This is a genomic window from Asanoa siamensis, assembly GCF_016862555.1.
Classification (GTDB): domain Bacteria; phylum Actinomycetota; class Actinomycetes; order Mycobacteriales; family Micromonosporaceae; genus Asanoa; species Asanoa siamensis.
This window is the reverse complement of the sequence record NZ_BONE01000155.1, coordinates 1-7,606: the sequence shown is the minus strand read 5'-3', so window position 1 is coordinate 7,606 and position 7,606 is coordinate 1. Positions and strand designations below refer to the sequence as shown.

Below are 7,606 nucleotides of genomic sequence, written 5' to 3'. Positions count from 1 at the left end.
GCCGCGATGCAGCCCTTCTCGACCCGCTCGACGCGCTCGCGGACCGCCGGCTCGTTGCGCAGGTCGGACTCGAAGACCAGCCGGAACGCCTCGCTCTCGTGGTCGACGAAGTCGAAATACGCTTCGACCGCACCGCGTACGCGTTCCTTGTTGTCGTTGGTCGCCTCCATGGCGGCCTGCACGTTGGCGACGATGGCGTCGCAGTGCTTGTCGAGCAGCGCCAGGTAGAGCTCGAGCTTGCCGGGGAAGTGCTGGTAGAGCACGGGCTTGGAGACACCGGCCCGCTCGGCGATGTCGTCCATCGCCGCCGCGTGGTAGCCCTGTGCGACGAACACCTCCTGGGCCGCCGCGAGCAGCTGCTTGCGGCGCGCAGACCGGGGCAGCCGGGTCGGCCGTCCGTCCGGCTGGGCATCGCCCGAAGCCGCCACCATGGTTACCTCCGAAATCCCGGATCGCATCGACGGACCGAACCGCATCCGATCGGTGCCTATCGCATCGGTCGCCGAATTGGACCGCGATTGCAACTTATCGCGACCGTGCCCACACGGTAGCCTCAGCGATGGCGACCGAGGAGTGCACGGTGGATGAAACAGGTCAACCCGGCGACGCGGCGGGCGGTGGCGGCGGCAACCCGCCGGCCCCTCGCGACGGCGACGCCTGGGCCGACCGTGACCGCGACCCCGGCACGCGCTCGGCTTGGCAGCGCTCCCGTTATGCCAATCTTCTGAGCCCAATCGTCCCCGGTGCGCGCCAGCCGCGCCAGCACGTCAACGGGTCCGCCGAGGTGCACTCCGCCAGCGCGCCGCCCTACCCCTACGAGGGTGACCTGGAGGACGCCGCGCACGCCACCGGCGACGAGGCACCGCCCGCCGCTCCGCCGTGGCCGCGGTCCGCACCGGTGTCGCCCGGCGGCTGGGGGTCGGCGCCCCAGCCGGTCGCCGACGAGCCGTTGCCCGAGCCGCCGTCGCCGTGGGCGCCCGGCTGGGCTCCCGAGGGCGCTGGCGCCCCACCGGCCCCGGAGGCCCCTGCGGGGCCGTTCGCGGCGCCGTTCTCGCCGGCGCCGCGTTTCCCCGAGGCCGCGCCGCCGCCGCCTCCTCCGGTCCGGTTCCGGCCGCGCACCGAGGACCCACCGACCGGCGAGGGCTTTCCACCGATCGGTTCCGTTGCCGCCGGTGCGCCGACCGAGCACGCGCCGCCCGGCACGCCGACCGAGGCCGACCCCTATCCGGCCGACCAGGCCCGGCCCGCCGGGCACCGTCCCGACTGGGCGCCGGAGTGGCCGTGGTCACCCGCACCACCGACCGGTCGCCTCTCGGTGCCGGCGCCCCGGCCGACGAATCCGCCCGCCCCGGTCGACGACGCGCTGCCGAGTCGCCGTGAGAGCCAGCCGGGGGCGCGCAACACCCTGCCCGGCTATATCCGTGGTGGGAGCGGGCCGTCGGGTGACGAGGCCCGGTTCACCACGGGCAGCCACCACACGGTGGCGCCCCACCGCGAGTCTGCCGAGCCGCCGGCGCAGCCTGGCTGGGCCGAGCGTGGCGCGGCGGGATTCCCGCCTGCTGGCCCGGACGGCTCGCGGACTCCGTCCGGTGGTTTTCCGGCGGTGGCTCCTCCGCACCAGCCGGGCCCGGCTGGTGGGCCATCCACCCCGGGCCCGCGGCGTCCCGACGGCGAGCGCACGGCCTCGGGCAGCTTCCCGGTCGTCGACCGGCGCTCGGCGGGGTTGAGTCGGAGCTTTCCGAGCAGCGACCCGACCGGCCCGCAGGTCACACCGAGCAGCCTGACGCGAGCCTTCCCCGGCGGTGAGCCGGCCGACCCACGCGCCGCTGCCTTCCCGGGTGGTGTCGCACCCGCCACGGAGCCGCCTGCCTTCCCGAGCGCTAGTCAGCCTTCCGCGCCTGGTCCGGGCGGTCTCCAGCCTCCGGCGCCGGACGGCGGCCCATCCGGCTTCGCCGGCGGTGCGCAGCCTCCTGCGCCGCAGCCTGGGTCGAGCGGTTTTCCGGCTGGCGCCCAGCCTTCCGCGTCGGACGTTGGCTCGTCTGGCTTCGCGGGCGGCGGGCAGCCTTCGGCGTCAGACGTCGGCTCGCGCACCTTCCCGGGTGGTGGTCAGCCCTCGCCCGACGGCGGGACGCGCACCTTCCCGGGTCAGTCTTCTGCGTCGGACGGTGGGTCACGTGCCTTCCCGGGTGGTGGCCAGGCTTCCGCGTCGGACGGTGGGTCGCGCGGCTTCCCGGGTGGTGGTCAGCCCTCCACGCCGGACGGTGGGTTCGCGGATGGTGGCCAGCCGGTGGCGCCGGATGCTGAGCAGCGAGGCTTTCCGGGGGGACCTGCCGAGCGGGCCTTTCCCGGCGGCGATGGGACTTTCGCGGGTGAGTCGGGAGGCGCGGGGCGTCCTACCGACCTGACCGGGCGGCGGGCTGGTGTGCCCGAGGCGCGGCCGGACTCGCAGGCGCCGGTGGTGCGGCCGCCGTTGCGGCTGGCCAGTAGCAACGGCGACCCGATCGACCAGCCGACCGAAGCCACCGGTGCTGGGGCCGGCGCTGAGGAGCGCGCTGCCGGGCTGCCCGGCGGGGATCGTGCGTTCGGTGGGCGGCCCGCGTCCGGACTCGGCGTGGGGCGCCCGCGTGCCGATGCGCGGTCCGTCGTGGACGACATGATCGACGAGCTGTCGGGTCTGCCGCAGCGGGTGCCGGCGGAGCCGGACGTACCCACCGTCCCCGAGCCGCCCTCCGACGCACCGGCCGACCCGCCGCAGCTCGCGCGGATCGCTACGCACCTGCGCCGGCCTGATCTGCCCGCCGCCGAGGAGACGCGGCCTGACGGGTTCGACGTCAAGGCGATCATCGCCGCCGTACGCGGTGTCTCCGGCGTCAAGGACGCCAAGCTGCGCCTCACCGAGGCCGGCGCGCACAGCCTGCGCCTCGACCTCGCCGACGGCGCCGACCCGGCCGAGGTGAGTCGGCACGTCGCCCGCCTGCTCCAAGAGCGGATGGGTCTGGCCGCCGCGCCGCAGAACCTGCCCGGCATGACGCCCATGGACTCCCCGCCGCTGGGTGGCGACACCCCGGCGACCGGCTTCGGCCGCAGCGGCGGGTACGTGCCACCGCCACCGGCCGAACCCACCCGCCGCCCGGGCGACGCGCGCGCCGCCGATGCCGCACCCGCCCGACCCGACGCCGCACCGGCCAGGCCCGCGGAAGCCACGCCCGCGCGGCCGGCGGACGCCTGGCCGGCCCAGGCAGCGGCCCCGCCGCCGGGCTTCGAGCCGCAGTCCGACCCGCAGGCACCGCCCGCACACCGCGGCCGCGCCCAGGTCGGCGCCCAGTCCGGCGTGGACACCCGAGACCTGGCCGACCGCGCGACCGCCCAACGCCGCGCCGACGAAGCGGCCGCTCAACGCCGCGCGGACGAAGCGACCACTCAACGTCGCGCGGACGAAGCGGCCGCCCAGCGTCGCGTCGACGAGGCGGCGGGCCAGCGCCGCGCGGACGAAACGGCGAACCAACGCCGCATCGACGGGCCGGCGGCTTCGGGCCGCGTGGGCGACGCGACTGACCAGCGTCGCGCGGATGAGACGGCGGGCCAGCGTCGCGTGGACGGAACGGCGGCCGCGGGCCGCGTGGGCGACCTGGCTGCGCAGCGTCGCGCGGATGAAGCGGCCGGCCAGTCGCGGATGGACGGAGCCGCTGCTGGCGGTCGCGCCGATGACATGACCGCCCAGCGTCGCGCCGACGAAGCGGCAGGGCTGCGTCAATCGGACGACACGGCGGGCCAGGGTCGTGTGGATGATGCGGCTGGCCAGCGTCTTGGCGATGGACCGGTGGGGCTGCGTCGGTCGGACGAGTTGACGGGCCAGGGTCGTGTGGATGATGCGGCTGGCCAGCGTCTTGGCGATGACCCGGTCGGGCTTCGTCGGTCGAACGAATCGACCGGTCAGCGTCGCGTGGACGATCTGGCCGGGCAGCGTCGTGCCGATGACGGGTTGCGCCGCCTCGACGAAACCGCTGGCCAGCAACGAGCCGACGAAGCGGCCACCCAGCGTGCCGGAGAAGCAGGTGGGTTGCGTCGCGTGGACGGGGCGACCGGCCAGCGCCGCGTCGACGAAACGGCCGGTCCGCGCCGGGTCGACGAAACAGTCGGCCAGCGTCGTTCAGACGAGGCAGGCCGGGAGCGCCCGGCCGACGAACCGCTCGAGCCGGCCGACGACGCAGAGCGGGGCCACCTCTACGGCAGCACCCGCCGCGCCGGGCGGCAGGCCGCGGCCGATCCAACGCAGCCGCCGCCGGGCTTCCCCGAGCCGGGCAGTGCCGCCGGCGTCATCGGCAGCCTGGGCGGGCATCCGGTGATGGCGGCCGCGACCGCGTACTCCGGTGGGCAGATCACCACCACCGAGTCCGCGCCCTCGCGCCCCCTCAACCCCGGCGACAACCCCGGTCCGCGGGTCGTGATCGATCACGTCCAGGTCAGTACGTTCGGGCTCGACGCCACCGTCGAGACCCGGCTCGCCGCCGGCAAGCAGGTCGCCAACGGGCTGGCCACCGGGCCTGCCGTCGACGGCTACGTGCTGCGGCTGTGCGCGGTCTCCGCCGCCTCGGCCATCGACGAACTGCTCCGCAACGCCAGTCGGGCCGACGAGCGTGGGCGGTGCTTCGTCGAGCACGCCGCGGTCGTACCCTTCGGCAACTGTGAGGTCGCCGTCGTCGTCGTCTTGCTCGTCTGCGGCGGGTGGGTTGAGCAACTTGCCGGTTCTGCCCTCGTTTCGGGTGATCCGCGCCAAGCTGTCGTCCGTGCCACGCTAGCCGCCGTAAATCGTCGTTTGGAAGCGCTGCTCTCCGAGTGAATCTTCGCCCCTTCCGGGCACAATAAATTCATGAAGCGCGCTTTGCTCGGCGCCGACGAGGCCTTCGGGCCGGACCGGATGCCGCCGCCGTGGCCCGGTCGGATGGCCGTCATCGACGGCGAGCAACTGTTCGTGCGCGACACCCCCGCCACCCGCCCTGACGCGCAGCCGGCGCTCTACGTGCACGGTCTCGGCGGCTCCTCGCAGAACTGGACCGACCTCTCCGACCTGCTCGCCGACCGCCTCGACGGCCAGGCGGTCGACCTGCCGGGCTTCGGGCGCAGCGACCCGGCCAGGCACTACACGCTCAAGGCGTTCGCCGACCGGATGATCCGCTACATCGAGGTCAGCGACCGCGGCCCGGTGCACCTGTTCGGCAACTCGCTCGGCGGCGCGGTCGTCGTGCGGGTCGCCGGCCTGCGCCCCGACCTGGTCCGCACGCTCACCCTGATCTCGCCGGCCATGCCGTTCCTCGACCCGCGCCGCTCGCTGCAGGGCCCGGTGGTCCCGCTGCTCGCGCTGCCCCGCGCCGACCGGCTGGCCGCCTGGATGATGGCCCGCTACGCCCCCGAGGAGATGGCCGAGCAGGTCATCGCCGCCTGCTTCAACGACGTGACCCGCGTCAGCGAGCAGCGCCGCAAGGAGGCGATCGAAGAGATCATGGTGAGGTACGAGAAAGCGCACTACGCCGACGCGTACGTCCGCACGCTGCGTGGCCTGGTGAGCAGCTTCCTGCGCGCCTATCTGCCCGGCGCCAACTCCATGTGGAAAATCGCCGGCCAGATCACCGCGCCCACGCTGGTCGTCGGTGGCAGGCAGGACCGGCTCGTCGACGTCCGGGTGCCGCCGACGGTCGCCCGGGCCATCCCCGACAGCCGCCTGCTGATCCTCGACGGCGTCGGCCACGTCGCGCAGATGGAGGTGCCGCGGATCGTCGCCCGCGGCGTGGCGGCCCTCCTCGACGAATACGAGCACGCTTCACGTTGACCCGGGACACACGCATTCGCCCTGGTGTGGCAGGGTGGGCGCAGCATGATCAACGCGAGGCAGCCCCCACCTCGCGGCCGATCGGCCCGTGACGGCCGGCGGTCGCGCCGCAGTCGCGGCCCGGCCCGCGCACTCACCGTAGCCGCTCTGTCGCTCGTAGCCGGGGCCGGTCTCATGGCGTTCGGGTTGCGCCCGGGTGATCAGGGCCAGCCGGCGCCGGCGTCGGCCGCACCCACGACCAGCGTCGAGCAGTCCACGGAACCGACCGCCGAGCCGACCACGAAGGCGCCCGAGCCGCCGGTCTACCGGCTGAAGACCAAGCCGCCGGCGCGCGGGGAGAACACGTTCAGCTACGGGCAGACCACCGGCAAGGTCGCCGGGAAGTCGGGCACGCTGCGGCGCTACCGGATCGCGGTGGAGGACGGCTCCAAGGAGGACGTCGAGACGTTCGGCGACCAGGTCGACGCGGCGCTGAGCGACCCGAACAGCTGGCCGGCCGGCGGCAAGGTGCGGCTGCAGCGCGTCGCCGAGGGCGAGCCCTACAGCTTCACCGTCTACCTCGCGACCGCCGGCACCTCCCACGACATGTGCGCCCGCGGCGGCACCAACACCAACGTGGGCGGAAAGCCGTTCACGTCGTGCCGGGCCGTCGGCAAAGTGATCATCAACCTGGACCGCTGGAACCTCTCGGTCGACCACTTCGTCGATGCCAAGATCCCGCTCTCGGTCTACCGCACGTACGTCGCCAACCACGAGACCGGGCACGAGCTCGGCAACTCGCACGTGCGCTGCCCGGGCAAGGGCAAGCCGGCGCCCGTGATGATGCAGCAGACCCTGTTCCTCAACGGCTGCAAGGCGAATCCCTTCCCGTACGTGAACGGAAAGCTCAACACCGGACCGCCACTCTGAGGCGATAAGCGGGAAATGTCCAGAATGACCTGGCATCCTCTCTGCTCATGGCGTTGCCGTTTCCAGGCCAGGACCCGCCCACCGACACCCCGCGACCCGATCGGACCCGCCTCATGCTGGCGGTCGGCCTCGCGCTGATCACCATCGCGGCCCTGTTGATGGCCGTCGACCACGCCCGGCGCACGCCGACCGGCCAACCGGTCACCGACTCGAGCGCACCGTCGCCCGTACCCTCGTCGATCCAGTCCTTCCAGGCGCTGACGCCGCTGCCGACCGAGGCGCCCAGCCCGCCGCACGAAGGGCAGGGTGTCTTCAGCACGACCAAGACCGACGGTCGCTACCTCGGCCGCGGCGCCACCCTCCTGCGCTTCCACGTCGCGGTCGAGAAGGGCATCGGCCTGCGGCTGGCCGACTTCACGAAGACGGTCGACACCGTCCTCGGCGACCCGCGGAGCTGGATCGCGGACGGTGAGCTGAAGCTGCGCCGCGTCAGCGAGGACGAGCCGGCCGACTTCACCGTCTACCTCGCCAGCGCGGCCACCTCGGAGCGGATGTGCGCGGAGGGTGGCCTCGACACCGACGGCTACACGTCCTGCCAGCTCGGCGGCCAGGTGATCATCAACGCGGACCGCTGGGTCAGCGCCGTGCCGGAGTTCGAGGCGCCGCTCGCCGAGTACCGCGCCTACGCGATCAACCACGAGGTCGGCCACCAGCTCGGTCACGGACACGCGGCCTGCCCGGCGCCGGGTGCGGCCGCGCCGGTCATGCAGCAGCAGACCCTCGGCATGCAGGGCTGTCTCCCCTACGGGTGGCCGTATCTGGACGGACGCCTGCATACCGGTCCGGATATTCCGTAGGTTCTGTTTCGTA

The 7,606-nt window shown here is 73.6% G+C and carries 5 protein-coding genes; 4 read left to right on the top strand and 1 reads right to left on the bottom strand.

The features are described from left to right. Nucleotides 1–431 (bottom strand): TetR/AcrR family transcriptional regulator (locus tag Asi02nite_RS40465; protein ID WP_203719351.1); only part of this gene is annotated, 431 nt, incomplete at its 3' end. A 1,991-nt stretch (nucleotides 432–2,422) separates the two neighbouring features. Between Asi02nite_RS40465 and Asi02nite_RS42165 the strand changes: the two genes are divergently transcribed. From Asi02nite_RS42165 to Asi02nite_RS40440, 4 genes are all read left to right on the top strand, one after another. Continuing rightward, nucleotides 2,423–4,840 (top strand): hypothetical protein, encoded by a 2,418-nt coding sequence (locus Asi02nite_RS42165; protein ID WP_239127698.1) that lies wholly within the window; start codon nucleotides 2,423–2,425, stop codon nucleotides 4,838–4,840. 30 nt (nucleotides 4,841–4,870) lie between these two features. Then, nucleotides 4,871–5,827, top strand: a complete 957-nt coding sequence (locus Asi02nite_RS40450; RefSeq protein WP_203719350.1) for an alpha/beta fold hydrolase — start codon at nucleotides 4,871–4,873, stop codon at nucleotides 5,825–5,827. A gap of 174 nt (nucleotides 5,828–6,001) precedes the next feature. After that, complete coding sequence (locus tag Asi02nite_RS40445; RefSeq protein WP_203719349.1) at nucleotides 6,002–6,736, top strand: DUF3152 domain-containing protein; 735 nt, start codon at nucleotides 6,002–6,004, stop codon at nucleotides 6,734–6,736. Between the two features lie 47 nt (nucleotides 6,737–6,783). Next, a complete protein-coding gene (locus Asi02nite_RS40440; protein ID WP_203719348.1) occupies nucleotides 6,784–7,593 on the top strand; it encodes a DUF3152 domain-containing protein in 810 nt (269 codons plus the stop codon). Nucleotides 7,594–7,606 lie beyond the last annotated feature (13 nt).

Bases quoted from the DNA above. Each gene is read 5' to 3' on its own strand.
- Asi02nite_RS40450 (WP_203719350.1), top strand. From the start codon at position 4,871: ATGAAGCGCGCTTTGCTCGGCGCCGACGAGGCCTTCGGGCCGGACCGG.
- Asi02nite_RS40445 (WP_203719349.1), top strand. From the start codon at position 6,002: ATGGCGTTCGGGTTGCGCCCGGGTGATCAGGGCCAGCCGGCGCCGGCG.
- Asi02nite_RS40440 (WP_203719348.1), top strand. From the start codon at position 6,784: ATGGCGTTGCCGTTTCCAGGCCAGGACCCGCCCACCGACACCCCGCGA.